Annotated in this window: 17 protein-coding genes; 9 read left to right on the top strand and 8 right to left on the bottom strand. The window is 45.3% G+C overall.

What is annotated here, in order from left to right; translation table 11 throughout:
- The first annotated feature begins 2 nt into the window (after positions 1 to 2).
- Positions 3 to 905 carry a DMT family transporter gene (locus tag ICN40_RS03465; RefSeq protein WP_072582954.1) on the top strand — a complete coding sequence of 301 codons (903 nt, stop codon included), beginning with the start codon at positions 3 to 5 and terminating at the stop codon, positions 903 to 905.
- 115 nt (positions 906 to 1,020) lie between these two features.
- On the top strand, positions 1,021 to 2,169 hold the full coding sequence (locus tag ICN40_RS03460) for an aminotransferase class V-fold PLP-dependent enzyme (protein ID WP_216242195.1): 1,149 nt from the start codon (positions 1,021 to 1,023) through the stop codon (positions 2,167 to 2,169).
- A gap of 85 nt (positions 2,170 to 2,254) precedes the next feature.
- On the opposite strand, the gene ICN40_RS03455 is transcribed toward ICN40_RS03460, so the two are convergent.
- On the bottom strand, positions 2,255 to 2,884 hold the full coding sequence (locus tag ICN40_RS03455) for an FABP family protein (protein ID WP_216242193.1): 630 nt from the start codon (positions 2,882 to 2,884) through the stop codon (positions 2,255 to 2,257).
- A gap of 81 nt (positions 2,885 to 2,965) precedes the next feature.
- Between ICN40_RS03455 and ICN40_RS03450 the strand changes: the two genes are divergently transcribed.
- Positions 2,966 to 3,244: a protein tyrosine phosphatase gene (locus tag ICN40_RS03450; RefSeq protein ID WP_216242191.1), complete on the top strand. Its 279-nt coding sequence runs from the start codon at positions 2,966 to 2,968 to the stop codon at positions 3,242 to 3,244.
- Positions 3,245 to 3,264: 20 nt separating this feature from the next.
- Here the strand turns inward: ICN40_RS03450 and ICN40_RS03445 are convergent, their stop codons facing one another.
- Positions 3,265 to 4,242 (bottom strand): DMT family transporter, encoded by a 978-nt coding sequence (locus ICN40_RS03445; RefSeq protein WP_216242189.1) that lies wholly within the window; start codon positions 4,240 to 4,242, stop codon positions 3,265 to 3,267.
- Between the two features lie 6 nt (positions 4,243 to 4,248).
- Positions 4,249 to 5,133: an NAD(P)H-hydrate dehydratase gene (locus ICN40_RS03440; protein WP_216191173.1), complete on the bottom strand. Its 885-nt coding sequence runs from the start codon at positions 5,131 to 5,133 to the stop codon at positions 4,249 to 4,251.
- Positions 5,134 to 5,197: 64 nt separating this feature from the next.
- Here ICN40_RS03440 and ICN40_RS03435 point away from each other — a divergent pair, with 64 nt between their 5' ends.
- A complete protein-coding gene (locus ICN40_RS03435; RefSeq protein WP_216242188.1) occupies positions 5,198 to 6,613 on the top strand; it encodes an MBL fold metallo-hydrolase RNA specificity domain-containing protein in 1,416 nt (471 codons plus the stop codon).
- A gap of 14 nt (positions 6,614 to 6,627) precedes the next feature.
- On the opposite strand, the gene ICN40_RS03430 is transcribed toward ICN40_RS03435, so the two are convergent.
- Both ICN40_RS03430 and ICN40_RS03425 read right to left on the bottom strand, forming a co-directional pair.
- Positions 6,628 to 7,365: an ABC transporter substrate-binding protein gene (locus tag ICN40_RS03430; protein WP_215321775.1), complete on the bottom strand. Its 738-nt coding sequence runs from the start codon at positions 7,363 to 7,365 to the stop codon at positions 6,628 to 6,630.
- Positions 7,366 to 7,504: 139 nt separating this feature from the next.
- Positions 7,505 to 7,708 carry a hypothetical protein gene (locus ICN40_RS03425; protein WP_072582947.1) on the bottom strand — a complete coding sequence of 68 codons (204 nt, stop codon included), beginning with the start codon at positions 7,706 to 7,708 and terminating at the stop codon, positions 7,505 to 7,507.
- A 166-nt stretch (positions 7,709 to 7,874) separates the two neighbouring features.
- On the opposite strand from ICN40_RS03425, the gene ICN40_RS03420 reads away from it, so the two are divergent.
- The 3 genes from ICN40_RS03420 to ICN40_RS03410 are packed head-to-tail and all read left to right on the top strand — an operon-like array spanning position 7,875 to position 10,492.
- Positions 7,875 to 8,732 (top strand): LOG family protein, encoded by an 858-nt coding sequence (locus ICN40_RS03420; protein ID WP_216157133.1) that lies wholly within the window; start codon positions 7,875 to 7,877, stop codon positions 8,730 to 8,732.
- A gap of 26 nt (positions 8,733 to 8,758) precedes the next feature.
- Entirely contained in the window at positions 8,759 to 9,271 is a 513-nt protein-coding gene (locus ICN40_RS03415; RefSeq protein WP_216191177.1) for a hypothetical protein, read from the top strand.
- 3 nt (positions 9,272 to 9,274) lie between these two features.
- Positions 9,275 to 10,492, top strand: a complete 1,218-nt coding sequence (locus ICN40_RS03410; RefSeq protein WP_216242185.1) for an aminoacetone oxidase family FAD-binding enzyme — start codon at positions 9,275 to 9,277, stop codon at positions 10,490 to 10,492.
- A 20-nt stretch (positions 10,493 to 10,512) separates the two neighbouring features.
- Here the strand turns inward: ICN40_RS03410 and ICN40_RS03405 are convergent, their stop codons facing one another.
- Complete coding sequence (locus ICN40_RS03405; RefSeq protein WP_216157124.1) at positions 10,513 to 11,274, bottom strand: TerC family protein; 762 nt, start codon at positions 11,272 to 11,274, stop codon at positions 10,513 to 10,515.
- Between the two features lie 80 nt (positions 11,275 to 11,354).
- Positions 11,355 to 11,744: a group II truncated hemoglobin gene (locus ICN40_RS03400; RefSeq protein WP_215321780.1), complete on the bottom strand. Its 390-nt coding sequence runs from the start codon at positions 11,742 to 11,744 to the stop codon at positions 11,355 to 11,357.
- A 104-nt stretch (positions 11,745 to 11,848) separates the two neighbouring features.
- On the opposite strand from ICN40_RS03400, the gene ICN40_RS03395 reads away from it, so the two are divergent.
- Positions 11,849 to 12,376, top strand: a complete 528-nt coding sequence (locus tag ICN40_RS03395) for a hypothetical protein (RefSeq protein ID WP_216242183.1) — start codon at positions 11,849 to 11,851, stop codon at positions 12,374 to 12,376.
- Positions 12,377 to 12,424: 48 nt separating this feature from the next.
- Here the strand turns inward: ICN40_RS03395 and ICN40_RS03390 are convergent, their stop codons facing one another.
- The gene (locus ICN40_RS03390; protein WP_072582941.1) at positions 12,425 to 12,646 is read right to left on the bottom strand and encodes a TIGR02450 family Trp-rich protein; all 222 of its coding nucleotides are present in this window, start codon (positions 12,644 to 12,646) and stop codon (positions 12,425 to 12,427) included.
- A 473-nt stretch (positions 12,647 to 13,119) separates the two neighbouring features.
- Here ICN40_RS03390 and ICN40_RS03385 point away from each other — a divergent pair, with 473 nt between their 5' ends.
- Complete coding sequence (locus ICN40_RS03385; protein WP_072582939.1) at positions 13,120 to 14,169, top strand: fumarylacetoacetate hydrolase family protein; 1,050 nt, start codon at positions 13,120 to 13,122, stop codon at positions 14,167 to 14,169.
- Positions 14,170 to 14,185: the final 16 nt, after the last annotated feature.

The following is a 14,185-nucleotide window of genomic DNA, read 5'->3' as shown; positions in this document are numbered from 1 at the left end:
GTATGTACCAACTGAATTTCGCCACCATTGCCTACTTGCTCACAGCTACCGCTTTATGGGCAGGTAATGCAATCGCTGGGCGAGTATTGGTTGGAAGCATCTCCCCAATTACCTTAAGCGCAGTCCGCTGGGGATTGGCTGCCTTACTGTTACTTCCTTTGGGTTGGCGTGTACTGATGCCGGGAAGTGCTTTATGGCAAAACAAGAAACGTTTCCTCCTCTTGGGTTTATTCGGGGTAGGTAGCTATAACGTACTGTTATATCTCGCCCTTCAAACATCTACCGCTATTAACGTCACCTTGATCGGCGCTAGCATGCCCATCTGGATGCTATTCATTGGCGCTGTGTTTTATCAAGTAAAGCCCGGCATCTTGCAGATGATTGGCGCAGTAGTGAGCTTGCTCGGTGTTGGCATTGTGCTTACTCGTGGAGACCTGTCGGCCTTACTGTCTATGCAAATGGTAGTAGGCGATCTTTTAATAATGTTAGCCACTATCTTGTGGGCCTTTTATAGTTGGATGTTAAGTCGTCCAGGCACCAGCACAGAACGCCAATGGCCATGGGCTGAATTTTTAATGGCGCAAGTAACAGTGGGTCTGTTGTGGACGGGATTTTTTGATGGTTTTGAAATTGCAGCTGGGCATGCTTTTCTGCATCTCAATTGGTGGACCGCCTCTTTAATTGTCTTTGTAGCAATTGGCCCCTCCTTAATTGCTTATCGCTTCTGGGGTCTGGGCGTGAATGGAGCGGGACCTACGGTTGCCGCTTTTTTTGCTAATTTCATACCCTTATTTACTGCGCTTTTATCGGCTGCCATGCTGGGTGAGCCTCCCCAACTATTTCATGGGCTCGCCTTTGGTCTGATTGTGGCGGGTATTGTTATCTCCTCGAAAAGAGGAGGGTAAAACTGCCAAAACTGGCAAAAACGCCCTTTTAAGCAGGGTTTTGGGGTCTAGACCACAAGAAAGCCTTAAATCGGTATCATTTAGGGCTAATCACTGAAATCCCTAGGAAATTACTATGCCAGGCTTACTCCCCAATGTTGATCCAGATGGATTATTGGAATTCTCGGTTGTTTATACCGACCGCTCCTTAAATCACATGTCTGAAGAGTTCAAGCGCGTGATGGTTGATATTTCGAGTGTCCTTAAAGATGCTTATAACGCTAGCTCTGCAGTCATCGTGCCCGGTAGCGGAACTTTTGGGATGGAGGCGGTAGCTCGCCAATTCGCCAACAATGAAAAATGCTTAGTCTTACGCAATGGCTGGTTTAGCTATCGCTGGACGCAAATCTTTGATTTGGCCAACATAACTAAAGACGTGACGGTTATCAAAGGTCATCAGTTAGAAGATTCAACACAGGGCGTATTTGCACCAGCTCCAATCGAAGAAGTAGTTGCCTTCATCAAGAAAGAAAAACCAGCGGTGGTATTTGCGCCGCACGTAGAAACTTCTGCCGGCATTATTCTTCCAGATGATTACCTAAAAGCAGTCGGTGAAGCAGTGCGCTCTGTAAATGGTTTATTTGTGTTGGATTGCATTGCTTCTGGCGCAATGTGGGTTGATATGGAAGCTTGTAATGTCGATGTGTTAATTACTGCACCTCAAAAAGGTTGGAGTAGTTCCCCATGCTGCGCATTGATCGCTCTAGGCGACCGTGCACGTGAGCGCATTGACGCAACCCAAAGCAGCAGCTTTTCTATGGATCTCAAAAAGTGGCTGCAGATTATGGAAGCATATGAAAAGGGTGGTCATGTGTATCACACCACCATGCCTACTGATGCCTTAAAGATTCTGCGCAATGTAATGAAGGAGACTCAGTCGCTTGGCTTCGCTGCATTGAAGGACAAGCAAATAGAGTTGGGCACAAAAGTTCGTAATATATTGGTCTCTCAGGGCTATAGCTCTGTAGCCGCCAAGGGCTTTCAGGCCTCTGGCGTGGTCGTAAGCTACACCAAGGACCCTGATATTCAATCTGGCAAGAAGTTTATTGCTCTGGGTATGCAAACAGCTGCAGGCGTTCCCTTGCAGTGTGACGAGCGTGCAGATTTCCGCACCTTCCGTCTTGGATTGTTTGGTTTAGAGAAGTTGGCGAATGTTGATCGCACAGTTGAACATCTTGCTACTGCATTAGAAAAAATTACTGAGACTGAAGCGCAGCCTGCGTAATCAAGTAATGTAGTTCAGCATTAAGCAATAAAGGCCATCAGATGATGGCCTTTATTACATCTGACAAATTAATTTGATCAGTTGCTTATCTAGCTAATGGATTAGGAGTGGCTTCACCAATCTTATGCAGTGTATTGTTATCAACGTGGTGAAATAACTCTGCTTGATCTTTAATCTTCATCACGGTGTCTTGTTCATAAGACCAAGTACCATCATCGTGAATTGAAATCTGAATGCGAAACTCAATCGTTCTGAAGGCGTAATCCAAAAATGGATTGGATGAGATGCCTGCGCAGCGATCATCTTCCTTTGCATGCAGTTCAAATTGCCTTGCATTTGCAGCAGCATTACCAGAGGCCATCGTAATCATGCCTCGAGGAATACTCAGTGTATGAATGATGTTGCCAGTTGCGGGCTCCCATAACCAATACCCTACTTGGTCATGATAGGTCTTTACTTGATCGGGTTTAGTGATGTGGGTGTGGTATCTCAAGCCATAAAAAAGCTGGGGGCCATTGGTTTGGGGGTCAATAGGCTGAAGCTCAATTCTCTCAACATAAGCTTGCTTCTTAGGTCCTTCTGCTTTGGGCTTTACGTCTAAGCCACGAACTCCTTCCCAGATGCCAGCCATGCCAGTCAAGGGCCCAAGCTGTTCTAGGGTATTGACGGAGTAGCCTTGGGGTTCGGTAAAAATGTCGTTTGGAAAATTACTCATCAGCAACCTTTTAAAAATGAAGCATTTCTCTCAAATTTTTGAGTATTATTAAATTATCCACAAACTATCTTGGAGAATTACATGATTTCTCGTATCGCGCGCTTGAGCCTGGCAACCCTTATTTCTGCTGCTATCGGCATTGCCCCCATCTCTGTGATGGCTGCTGATCCAGCTCCTGCACCTGCACCAGTGGCCGCACCTGCTGCCGCTCCAGTAGCTGCACCTGCCGCCACTCCGGCCGAGAAGTCAGCTGAGAAAAAAGCAAAGAAAAAAGCAAAGAAAGAAAAGAAGGCTGAGAAAAAAGCAAAAAAGAAATCTAAAAAGAAGGCTAAAGCAGCAGCTGACGCCGCAGCTCAGTAATACACTTAAATGAGCCCCTCTTAGTTGAGGGGCTCTGCACCATCGAAGTCATCAGATCTTTTGGGGTCTGGTGACTTTTTTCTTTGCGCATCATTGCGTACTAACAACCACATTGCAGCCATCACCAAAGTCATGCCGCTAATTTGCGTCCAAGTGATTGGCTCCGCAAGAATGAGATATCCCATGAAGATAGTGGAGACAGGGCCAAGTATTCCGGCTTGAGCTACTAATGGAGATCCGATGCGGTTGATGGCAATCATAATCAGCAGCATTGGAATGACCGTGCATAAGCTGGCATTCAGAAGGCTAAACCAATAAATGGGTAGAGGCTGTTCAAATATGGCCATTGGATTATGGATGGTTGATTGCGCTATGCTCAAAAATGCCGAGGCTGAACTGGCATAGACCACTAAGCGCACGCTACCAATACGCTTCACCATTTCTCCAGCGCCAATCATGTAGGCTGCATAGGAGCAGGCACTACCGAATACGAGAGCCATGCCTAACCAAGCGCCAATGCCAGTGGAGCTAGTATCTTGAATAAAGACAATGAAAACGCCAATGTAGCCAACGATGAGAGAGAGCCACTGTAGTTTAGAGACCGGTTTCTTTAAAACAAAATAAGAGATTAATAAAACAATGGTTGGCGTGAGGTAGAGAACAATTCTCTCCAGGCCAACCGAGATGTATTGAAGTCCCAAGAAATCAATGTAGCTAGATAAAAAGTAACCTAAAAATCCGAGGAAAAATAATTTGGAGCGATCAAGCCAGGTGATGGGGCTCATCGCCTTGCGGCGCGACTCCCACCAAAAGATCCCCCAGAACAAGGGGAGCGCCATGAGCATGCGTAAGGCTAGGAGGGTCTCCGCATTTGCACCGTAACCAAAGGCGAGCTTAACCAAAATAGCTTTGCCGGAAAATAGCATAGAGCCTACTCCGGCTATCAAAATGCCATAGAGGTAGCGTCGGTGGTGATGTGCTGCGCTTACTGAATGCATAACGATTTATAACAGCTTATTGAGTAGCGCTCGCATTTCTAAAATAGTCTCAGAGGGCGTTAGACCTATAGGACCAATCCCTTTACTCACTAGACTATCTGCCGCGCTGGCGTGCAACTCAACTGCAATCCCAGTGGCTTGCCATAGATCTAGTTGATGGCGTATACCTTGAGCGGCGATAGCGGCAATGCTTCCCGTCAGAATATCTCCCATGCCTCCAGTGCCCATACCGGCATTACCGGCAAGGCATTGAACTGGAGAATGTTGGGATGAGGCAATCAGAGTGTGCTGCCCTTTAAGAACCACGATCGATTGGGTTAATTCAACTAACTTTTGAATGGCGTCCACACGATCTGATTGCACTTTTTCTGTGGTGGTCATTAAAAGCTTTGCCGCTTCGCCGGGGTGAGGGGTGAGAACAGTCAACCCTGGAAGTGCTTGATTACGAACTTGTAGCTTCTCGAGTAGCTCAGTAGATTCACTGATTAAGTTGAGAGCATCAGCATCAATTACTAGTGGAATGTTGGAGTATGAAAGTGTTGCACCTAGGCATTGAATTGCTAAAGGAGATTTGCCAAGGCCTGGGCCAACAGCAATAACATCGGGCTGAGCGGTATTCAGTGTTTGACGAATATCGTCTGTCGCAAGACGAATCATGAGCTCGGGGTGATCGAAATCTGCGTGTGCTGAAGCAGGATCTAAGATTTCTAAGATAGTCCAGCCTGCGCCTAGATGTAAGCAAGCATTACCCGCCAAAATCAGAGCGCCCGCCATTCCTGGTGCGCCACCTATTAAAACAACTTTGCCTGCATTGCCTTTATGTTCTGAAGCCTCGCGCTCAAGAAATTTAACCAATTTAAGAGCGTCAAGGGTGTCTGGTTTGATGGTCATATTAATAGTATCGCTCTGATTTAAGAGGTCTTGAGCAAATTACAGGAAAGAGTATGCTGAGTATATGAAGATCCAATTTCTTGGTGCGGCAGGTGAGGTAACAGGCTCTCGCCATTTGGTTGAGGTCATGTTATCTGGCATGCCAAGGCGTTTCATGGTTGACTATGGCATGTTTCAGGGTGGACGCGAGGCAACAAATAAGAATCTTGAGCCCTTACCATTTTCACCAAAAGATCTTGATTTCGTGGTGCTAACGCACGCGCATATTGACCACAGCGGTTTATTACCTCGTCTATGCGCACAAGGTTTTGCTGGACCCATTTACTGTACAAATGCCACCTTTGAGTTATTAAAAATTTTATTGCTCGATAGCGCCCATTTGCAGCGCGCAGACGTAGAGAGGGCCGAGAGAAAAATCAAGGTTGGAAAGTGGCGTGGAGAGGTGCCTGTTGCCCTGTATTCCAGAGAGGAAGTTGAGATGACTCTGGCTCAATTTGAGCCTTTGGAATATGGGCAGTCATTAGAGTTGATGCCTGGAATTCTGTTGGAATTTCATAATGCTGGACATATTTTGGGTTCTGCTATCGCTGTAATCGATATTGCAGAAGATGAGCTTGAGAAAAAGCGTTGTGTATTTTCAGGTGACATCGGCATGAAGGGTAAAGTCTTAATGCCTGACCCTGATTTAATTCAAGAGGCTGATATTGTTGTGGTTGAATCTACTTATGGAGATAGATTACACCGCAGCTTGCAAGATACCGAGGATGAGTTAGTTGAGGTTATCACCTCAACCATGACCGCGCATGGCAATGTAGTAATGCCAGCTTTTGCAGTAGGACGCACCCAAGAAATTTTATTTCTCTTAATCGACTTAGTAAGAAGAGGGCGTCTACCTCATTTGAGCATTTGGGTTGACTCACCCATGGCTACTGCAGCGACACATCTCACTCAGCACTTTTTCTCCCAATTGGATGGTCAGTCTCAAGCTACTTTTGAGTGGTACAAAAATAACCCGGAAGCTGTGGATCTTCGCTTTATTGCGGATGTGGAAGAGTCAAAGGCCTTGAATAAAATTAAAGGTGGAGCAATCATTATTTCAGCGAGTGGCATGTGCGATGCTGGCCGTATTGTTTATCACTTAGCCAGTAATTTGCCGCGCGAACAAAATGCCATTGTCATCACTGGATTTCAGGCATATGGAAGTCTGGGTAGGCGATTGGTGGATAAGGTGGAGAAGGTTCGACTATTTGGTGAGGAGGTTCCGGTAAAGGCCTCGATTCACACAATTGGTGGTTTATCTGCTCACGCTGATCAGGCGGGTTTGCTAGACTGGCTTAGAGGATTCAAGCAGGAACCAAGTGCTGTCTTTGTTGTGCATGGTGAACCAGAATCATCATCAGTTTTAGCTCAATGCATCAGGGATGAATTGCATTGGACTAAGGTCATAATTCCTGAGCGCTTGCATTCTTATCAGTGCTAACCCAATTATCTTATTTAGTCGGCTACTTTTGCGCCTTGGATATTGTGACGCTTCATGGCGTCTGCCACAAACCCAGACTGCTTGAGTTCCGCGATGACATTGCTTAAATAGGCGTTTGTACTTTCATAATTGGCTCTAGCCTTCGGAATGCCAATCGCTTGATTGATCACCATGAAACGACCGGGCAGCATCCGTAAGCCCCCATAGCGCTTGGCATCACTCTCTAGCTGCTGTTTGACACCTGCTGCAACATTGCCTGTTCCAGACATAAAGTCATCCACTACGGCTTGTGAGCTAGCGGCTCTTAATAGGGCGGCATTTTTAATCTCACGCGTAAGGTAAAGATCATAAGCGCTGCCTTTGCCTACGACAATTTCATTGCCGGCAGCATCTACTTCATCATTCGTCTTTAAAGCAGAGGAGGCCTTCACCATATAGGCGCCTTCAATTTGTATATAGGCTGGGGTATAGCTAATATCAGCGCCACGAACTGGGTCGATCGCCACAAATACCAAATCAATTTCTCCGGTCTTCACTGCATCGACTGTTGCCCCCGCCGTTTTGAATGGGATCAGTTGGACGGGTAATGAAATATGTTTCCCAATCTCATTGGCAATATCAATGGTTACTCCGTATAAGCTTTTGGAGTTTGAATCCTGATTGGCCAGAATCGGATTGCCTAAATTAATGCCGACGCGCAGAACGCCATTTGGCGCAAAAGAAGTTAAGGTGGATTGGTCAATAGTTTTCATAGTCTTAGGTGATTGACTTATAGCGAGTTGTGATAAGCACAAAAGCGTCAGAGATAGGAGTGAGGAAAATATCAGCTTCATTAAAAGATGGAGATAAAAAAACCGCGGCGGACCGCGGCTTTTTGTGCAAAAGAAGGAATTACTTCTTAGCGTCAGCCGCTGGAGCAGCAGCAGGTGCTGTTGGAGCAGCGGCGGGAGCATCTTTCTTAGCTTCTTCCATATGAGCAGCTTCTGCACCATGCTTCTCGCCGCCCATATCCACGTTGCCGTCGCCTTTGAGGAGTAAGTAGGCGGTGGCACCAATTAAGACTAGCACCATGATGATAATTGAACGGTTGCTCATTGCTTTTCCTTCGATTTAGTTGAGATTCAGCCAATCTTAACTCTGCTTAAGTGCTAGGTAAATCCTGATAAGCCCTAAGCCCTCATATCCTTGGTTAATCTAGGTGTTAATACTGATTTAGTTCACAGAGTAAGATGACCCTAAATAGATGTCAAAAGGTTGCAATATGAGTCCAAAACTCCCCATTAATAACTCACAGACGATTACTGAGTTTTTAAATCTACACAAGAATCAAATATCGGAAGAAGATTCCGAGGATTCTTATAAGTTTGCTTTTGGTGACGAGGCTTTTTTGTCGCGCAGGGAAACGATTGGCATTCGTTTTGAATTGGAGTTATTAAAGCCAGAGATCCTACTCAAGGAGCATGGTATCGAACATACGATTACCGTATTTGGGTCGACTCGATTTATCAGTCATGCTGAAGCATTAACTCTGAAGGAAAATGCAAAGACACCAGAGAAGATTGCAGATGCCAACAGAGCGCTTCTGCATAGCAAGTATTACGAGTCAGCCCGAGAGTTCGGCTCATTGGTTGCTCATTACAACGCTACTCAAGAGAATAACTTTAATAAACTTCATATTTGCACAGGCGGCGGCCCCGGAATTATGGAGGCTGCTAATCGAGGTGCATTTGAAGCGGGCGATAAAACCATTGGTTTTAATATCAGTCTACCTAGGGAGCAGCACCCCAATCCTTATGTCAGCCCCGGCTTAAGTTTTCGCTTTCATTACTTCGCGTTGCGCAAGATGCACTTCATGTTGCGTGCTAGAGCGATTGTTGCCTTTCCTGGCGGATTTGGGTCCTGTGACGAGTTATTTGAGGTGTTGACACTGATTCAGACCAAAAAAGTCGTCCCCATCCCCGTGATTCTGGTGGGCAAAGAATATTGGAATGAGATGATTAACTTTGATCACATGGTGGAATTTGGTGTGATTGATCAAGAGGATATGCAAACCATTCACTTCTCAGAGACTGCCCAGGAGGCTTGGCAGGTGATTCAGGATTGGTATCAATTGGGTTAACAAGTACTCGCCTGTAAAATCCCACTATGAATCCAGCGCAAACTAGCATCGCCACATCTCTAGATCTTCCGGGCTATCTCTTGGGTGGTACCATGCTTTTATTGGTTATGATTTTTCATGGAGTGGTGCTGCTGCAGATTTCGAAGCGCTATGAAGTCAAAACTTTTCTATATTTGGCCGAAAAGAAATACTCTGCCGTAGCTCTCTGTTTTTACGCAAGCATCTTCTGCTTATTCTTAACCCATATCGCTGAAATACTGATTTGGGGTGTTGCTTTGTATGCATTCAAGTTGTTGCCTGCTCTGGGGCAAAGTATTCTATTTAGTGGTAGCACCTATACTGCAATGGGATTTATGGAAGATATCCTTCCTGATGGCTGGAAGATGCTGGCAGTGATCATCGCTTTTTCTGGAATGTTTTCCTTCGCATGGACTGCATCAGTCATGATCTCCATGACTAAGAACTTCCGCCAAGCCTATACCAAGCTTCATATGAGAAAGCTCAATATCTCATCTGACATCATTGATCGTTTTGAGTAATGCATGAGTAAAACTTGGGATGCCATCATTATCGGTGGTGGAGCAGCTGGCTTATTTTGCGCAGGAGTTGCTGGCCAGTTAGGAAAAAAAGTACTTGTACTGGATCATGCTGAGGTATTGGGTGAGAAGATTCGTATTAGCGGTGGCGGCCGTTGTAATTTCACCAATCTTCATTGTAGCCCAGCTAACTTTTTATCTCTCAATCAGCATTTTGTTAAAAGTGCACTCGCTAGATACCCCTCAACAGAATTTATCAAGCTGGTGACATCCTATGGTATTAATTACCATGAGAAACATCAGGGTCAATTATTTTGCGATGAGTCTGCCAAACAAATCATTGATCTATTGTTTGCAGAGTGCGCCAAGGGGAATGTGACTGTTCGTCATCCAGTCTCCGTGCAAGCGATTGAGCAAGAAGGTGATCGATGGTCCATTCAAACGAATGCTGGCACTGAAAAATCTAAGTCAGTCGTTATGGCAACTGGAGGGTTGCCGGTTCCCGCCATCGGAGCCACGGCCTATTCATTGGATATTGCCAAGCAGTTTGGCTTGAATGTGATTGATCCTAGGCCCGCTTTAGTACCGCTCTCATTTACTGCAGATAACTTCGGCGATCTCAGTGAATTAGCTGGTCTAGCTGTCCCAGTCAGAATCGCCTCCGGCTCTAAGGGATATCGATATGGCGCCTGTAGATTCAATGAGGACTTACTTCTGACCCATAAGGGCTTATCTGGTCCCGCAGTTCTTCAGGCTAGCAGTTATTGGGAAGAGGGCGAACCGATTCACATCGATTGGCTTGGCGCAATTGAGCGTCCTGGAGGATTTAACTGCGATGAGCTTTTTAATAATGAAGAGAATCGCTTAAAGCTTACCGAAACGATTTTGGCTTCTGTGCTTCCTCAGCGCTTAGCTAAAGTATTTGCAGAGCAGCGCAATCTAATGGGTCGAAAATGGGCCGAAGTCTCTAAAAAGGATCGTCAAGCTCTCAAGGAGCTGCTCACGAACTGGTCTGTAAAGCCAGCGGGTACCTTGGGTTGGAAAAAAGCTGAGGTCATGTTGGGTGGGGTGGATACAAAAGAGTTGGACGGTCAAACGATGATGTCGCGCAAACACCAAGGGCTATTCTTTATAGGTGAGTGCGTTGATGTCACTGGTCATTTGGGTGGGCACAATTTCCAATGGGCATGGGCCAGCGGCTATGCTTGTGCGCAATCCCTATAAATTTCTCATCGCACCAGGGCTTACTTCAGTTTTTTCTTCTTTTCACGCGAGCGGATATTTAAAAGCTCAACAGATAAAGAAAATGCCATAGCAACGTAGACATAGCCTTTAGGAATGTGAACGCCCATTCCTTCTGCGATCAATACCACACCAACAACAGTCAAAAATGACAGGGCCAGCACTTTAATAGAGGGGTGGCGCTGAACAAAATCCCCGATGGGTTTAGCGGCAATCAGCATGATGAGCACCGAAGCAAGGACTGCTGCGATCATGACGCTAATTTGATCCACCATACCTACTGCTGTTATCACGCTATCTAGGGAAAAAATAATATCTAGCAAGCCAATTTGTAAAACAGAGCCAATAAATAAAGAGAGCATTGACTTGGCGCGGTCTTTCCCCTGAGAGTCAATTTGTTCATCACCATGTTCACCCACCTCTACTTCAATATAAATTTCTTTAGAAGCCTTCCAGATCAGGAAGAAGCCACCAAGCAATAAGATTAAATCTCTGCCGCTAATCAGGTGGTCGGAGATACTTAAGAGGGGATTGGTAAGGCCCATTACCCACGATAGACTTAGCAATAAAAGAATGCGGGTGACAAGCGCAAACAAAAGACCAAAGCGGCGCACCTTCTCCCGAATTTCAGAGGGGAGTCTGTTGGCGATAACGCTAATAAAAATGATGTTATCAATGCCGAGAATAATTTCAAGGGCAGAGAGTGTCAGAAAGGCAATCCAAGTATTGGGATCACTCAGGAGCTGCATCGTGCTTTCGATCATTTTCTACTTTACTAATGTAACTATTGATGAGAGTTTAGCGAATAACACCAACCCCCTATTTCAATTTAATGACCACATCATTAGTTGGGTTGATTTCTCATCCAGTCGGCAGTATTGAAAAAGGATTCTTCTAATTGCTTGGCAACGTTGCCATCAATCCCGCAATCTTCCATGGCCTTATACATGCAAGCAAGCCATTGATCTCGTTCTTTTAAGCCAATCTTGAATGGCAGATGCCGAGCCCTTAGCATGGGGTGGCCATATTTGGGTGAGTAGATATCAGGACCGCCCATCCAGCCGGTGAGGAAGAACTTGAGTTTTTCCCTAGAGCCGGAAAGATCTTGCGGGTGCATGGACCGTAGATCCTCAAAATGGGGTTCTAGGGCCATTAAATCGTAAAAACGATCTACTAACGCGTCAATTTGGTCTATGCCGCCAATGGACTCATAAATGGATATTTTTTCACTCATTTTGTCATTTTAATGCGGTAAATTCGGGGAATTGGCAGTTCTTCTATTTCGGTATAGAGTTAAATGCCAAAGCTGTATTAACCCTTGTTTATAGGAGTGTACAAATGGATGCAAAAGAACTTCAAAAATGGCAACGTGAAAAAGCAAAAGAATTATTCGATTACTCACATACTTTGCTTGAGGCAGCAAAAAAATTAAGTGAGCATCATATGGCGGAGATTGAGTGGGGTATGAAAAATGCCCTCGATAGCGCCAAGTCAGCCGCTAAGAACGATTTAGCAAAATTAAAAGACTTGCAGGAAGATGCTGCAAAAGAAACTGCGAAACGTGCAGCTGCATATCAAAAGAAGGTAAAAGCAGTTTTAAAAGATCTCGGCGAAGGTGCTGCTGATGAAACTGAGAAGCATCTTGAAAAGGTTCGTAGCTCTTTGGTAACTTGGCTTGAGGACGCTGAAAATAAAATCCCAGCGCATGCTGAAAAGCTATCTAAGGTAGTTCATGAAATGTCAACGACTGGTCAGAATATGTTTAAAGAAGGGCGTCGCATTGTGAACCAAGTGGCCGAGACTGCCGAAAAGAATATCGATGACTTGGTTAAAAAATCTGGTGGTAAGAAGAAGGCTGATGAATAGCCCTGATTAAACCAAACAAAAAAACCGCCTCATGACTGGGGCGGTTTTTTATTTCCAGCCTTGTAGCCATAGCTCGCTATTGGTGAGATCACGCCATGCAATTTGCGTAGTTTGCTTCGAGTAGACCGCCTCAATTTCGACGAACTCAATTTTCTCGTTTGGTGGTTCTGGCAGAATTACTTTACTCACCAAGAAATGCTTTTGCTTGGCAATCGGTTTAACTGCGGTCCATTTGGTGAGGAGTAATTTCTTAGGGCTGAGTCGATTCATCGGTAATGCATTCCTATTCTTTTTATAAGGCGGTGCACTGGAATTCTTGACCATTGATCAAAAGCAATCCTGAGGAGGGAGAAAATATGGTCTTCGATTGAGTGGTTTGACCTGAGCATTTCTCATCAAAGTAGCTTTGGGTACCCAAACTGCCGCAATAATCCAGTGCCGCCCCCTTAAATTCCATTTGGGCCTTTCGGAGCACCATGGTAATTTTAGACTCGGAAGGGGAGCTACAACTCCAAGTGGTGTATGTCTCTCGACCGCAGGCACTGAGCCCGAGAAGGATCGCAAGGTAGAAGGCTAGGCGAATTTGGGGAGGGATTCTCAAGGATTGCACCCCTAGAGGATAGCGATATTTCCAATATTTCGCCTAAGAAACAGGTTTGGTATTAATATTTACAGCAGATTGTTTAATAAACAACAAATAAGTCTTGATAAGACATTTAAAACAAAATATTGAAGGAGACGCTGTGGATACAAATCGGAGAGATGCGCTTAAATTGGGTGCATCTGCTGCTATTAGCGGTATGTTTATTTCTAATGCAATTGCTGCTACTGATGGTCAGCCGCCGATTGTGGTGGAGCCATTGACTGGTAAAGCAGGCCTTAGAATTGCAAACTATCTGCCTAAAATGGGTGCCACCTCAAGATTAGGTTTGGTTACCAATGACGGTATGGTGGTTGATATCCCTGCAGAAGCGGCTCGTCAAAAAGTACAGCTCTCATTTGATCCTACTTCAATGATTTCATTGGCTGCCTCTGGCAACAAAGGCTTGCTGGAGTTGGCTACATTATTTAAAGGTCGCGGAAGTAATTTGGCGAATGTGAATAATGTGATCTTGCTATCACCTATTCCTAAGCCACAAAGCAATATTTATTGTGTGGGCTGGAATTACCTAGACCATTTTGAAGAGGGCCTCAAGCATCGTGCCGATACTGCTGTGAAGGAGTATCCAAAGGTTCCTGTGCTCTTTACTAAAGGCACGCAAACCATGAATGGCCCGTTCGATAACATTCCTTATGATGCTGGCATCTCCACCATGATTGACTGGGAGGCTGAGCTAGCAGTGGTGATTGGTAAAAAGGGTAAGAATATTTCTGAAGAGAATGCAATGGACTACGTCTTTGGCTATTCTGCCTTCAACGATACTACGGCGCGTGATATTCAGCAAAAGCGTCAGTCCGGCCAATGGTTTAAAGGCAAGAGCTTAGATGGTCACGGCCCAATGGGTCCATGGGTTGTTACTGCAGGTGGCGTCAATTTGGATGACACTCGCATTATTTGCCGTGTGAATGGTGTTGAAAAGCAAAACGCTAGTTATAAGCAAATGTATTTCAAGATCCCAGCAATTATTGCTGAGCTATCGCGTGGCTTAACATTACTGCCTGGCGACATTATTGCAACCGGCACTCCTTCTGGGGTTGGCGCAGGCAGAACGCCTCAGGAGTTTATGAAGCCAGGTGATGTTATGGAAACAAACATCACTGGCATCGGCATTATCCGCAACAAGATTGTTTAACTGATCAACTTAGTAA

Source organism: Polynucleobacter sp. Fuers-14, assembly GCF_018882045.1.
Classification (GTDB): domain Bacteria; phylum Pseudomonadota; class Gammaproteobacteria; order Burkholderiales; family Burkholderiaceae; genus Polynucleobacter.
This window is presented reverse-complemented; position numbering and strand designations above follow the sequence as displayed.

Bases quoted from the DNA above. Each gene is read 5' to 3' on its own strand.
- ICN40_RS03455 (WP_216242193.1), bottom strand. From the start codon at position 2,884: ATGAGTAATTTTCCAAACGACATTTTTACCGAACCCCAAGGCTACTCC.
- ICN40_RS03465 (WP_072582954.1), top strand. From the start codon at position 3: ATGTACCAACTGAATTTCGCCACCATTGCCTACTTGCTCACAGCTACC.
- ICN40_RS03395 (WP_216242183.1), top strand. From the start codon at position 11,849: ATGGATGCAAAAGAACTTCAAAAATGGCAACGTGAAAAAGCAAAAGAA.
- ICN40_RS03435 (WP_216242188.1), top strand. From the start codon at position 5,198: ATGAAGATCCAATTTCTTGGTGCGGCAGGTGAGGTAACAGGCTCTCGC.
- ICN40_RS03450 (WP_216242191.1), top strand. From the start codon at position 2,966: ATGATTTCTCGTATCGCGCGCTTGAGCCTGGCAACCCTTATTTCTGCT.
- ICN40_RS03430 (WP_215321775.1), bottom strand. From the start codon at position 7,365: ATGAAAACTATTGACCAATCCACCTTAACTTCTTTTGCGCCAAATGGC.
- ICN40_RS03460 (WP_216242195.1), top strand. From the start codon at position 1,021: ATGCCAGGCTTACTCCCCAATGTTGATCCAGATGGATTATTGGAATTC.
- ICN40_RS03420 (WP_216157133.1), top strand. From the start codon at position 7,875: ATGAGTCCAAAACTCCCCATTAATAACTCACAGACGATTACTGAGTTT.
- ICN40_RS03415 (WP_216191177.1), top strand. From the start codon at position 8,759: ATGAATCCAGCGCAAACTAGCATCGCCACATCTCTAGATCTTCCGGGC.
- ICN40_RS03390 (WP_072582941.1), bottom strand. From the start codon at position 12,646: ATGAATCGACTCAGCCCTAAGAAATTACTCCTCACCAAATGGACCGCA.
- ICN40_RS03425 (WP_072582947.1), bottom strand. From the start codon at position 7,708: ATGAGCAACCGTTCAATTATCATCATGGTGCTAGTCTTAATTGGTGCC.
- ICN40_RS03400 (WP_215321780.1), bottom strand. From the start codon at position 11,744: ATGAGTGAAAAAATATCCATTTATGAGTCCATTGGCGGCATAGACCAA.
- ICN40_RS03405 (WP_216157124.1), bottom strand. From the start codon at position 11,274: ATGATCGAAAGCACGATGCAGCTCCTGAGTGATCCCAATACTTGGATT.
- ICN40_RS03440 (WP_216191173.1), bottom strand. From the start codon at position 5,133: ATGACCATCAAACCAGACACCCTTGACGCTCTTAAATTGGTTAAATTT.
- ICN40_RS03410 (WP_216242185.1), top strand. From the start codon at position 9,275: ATGAGTAAAACTTGGGATGCCATCATTATCGGTGGTGGAGCAGCTGGC.
- ICN40_RS03445 (WP_216242189.1), bottom strand. From the start codon at position 4,242: ATGCATTCAGTAAGCGCAGCACATCACCACCGACGCTACCTCTATGGC.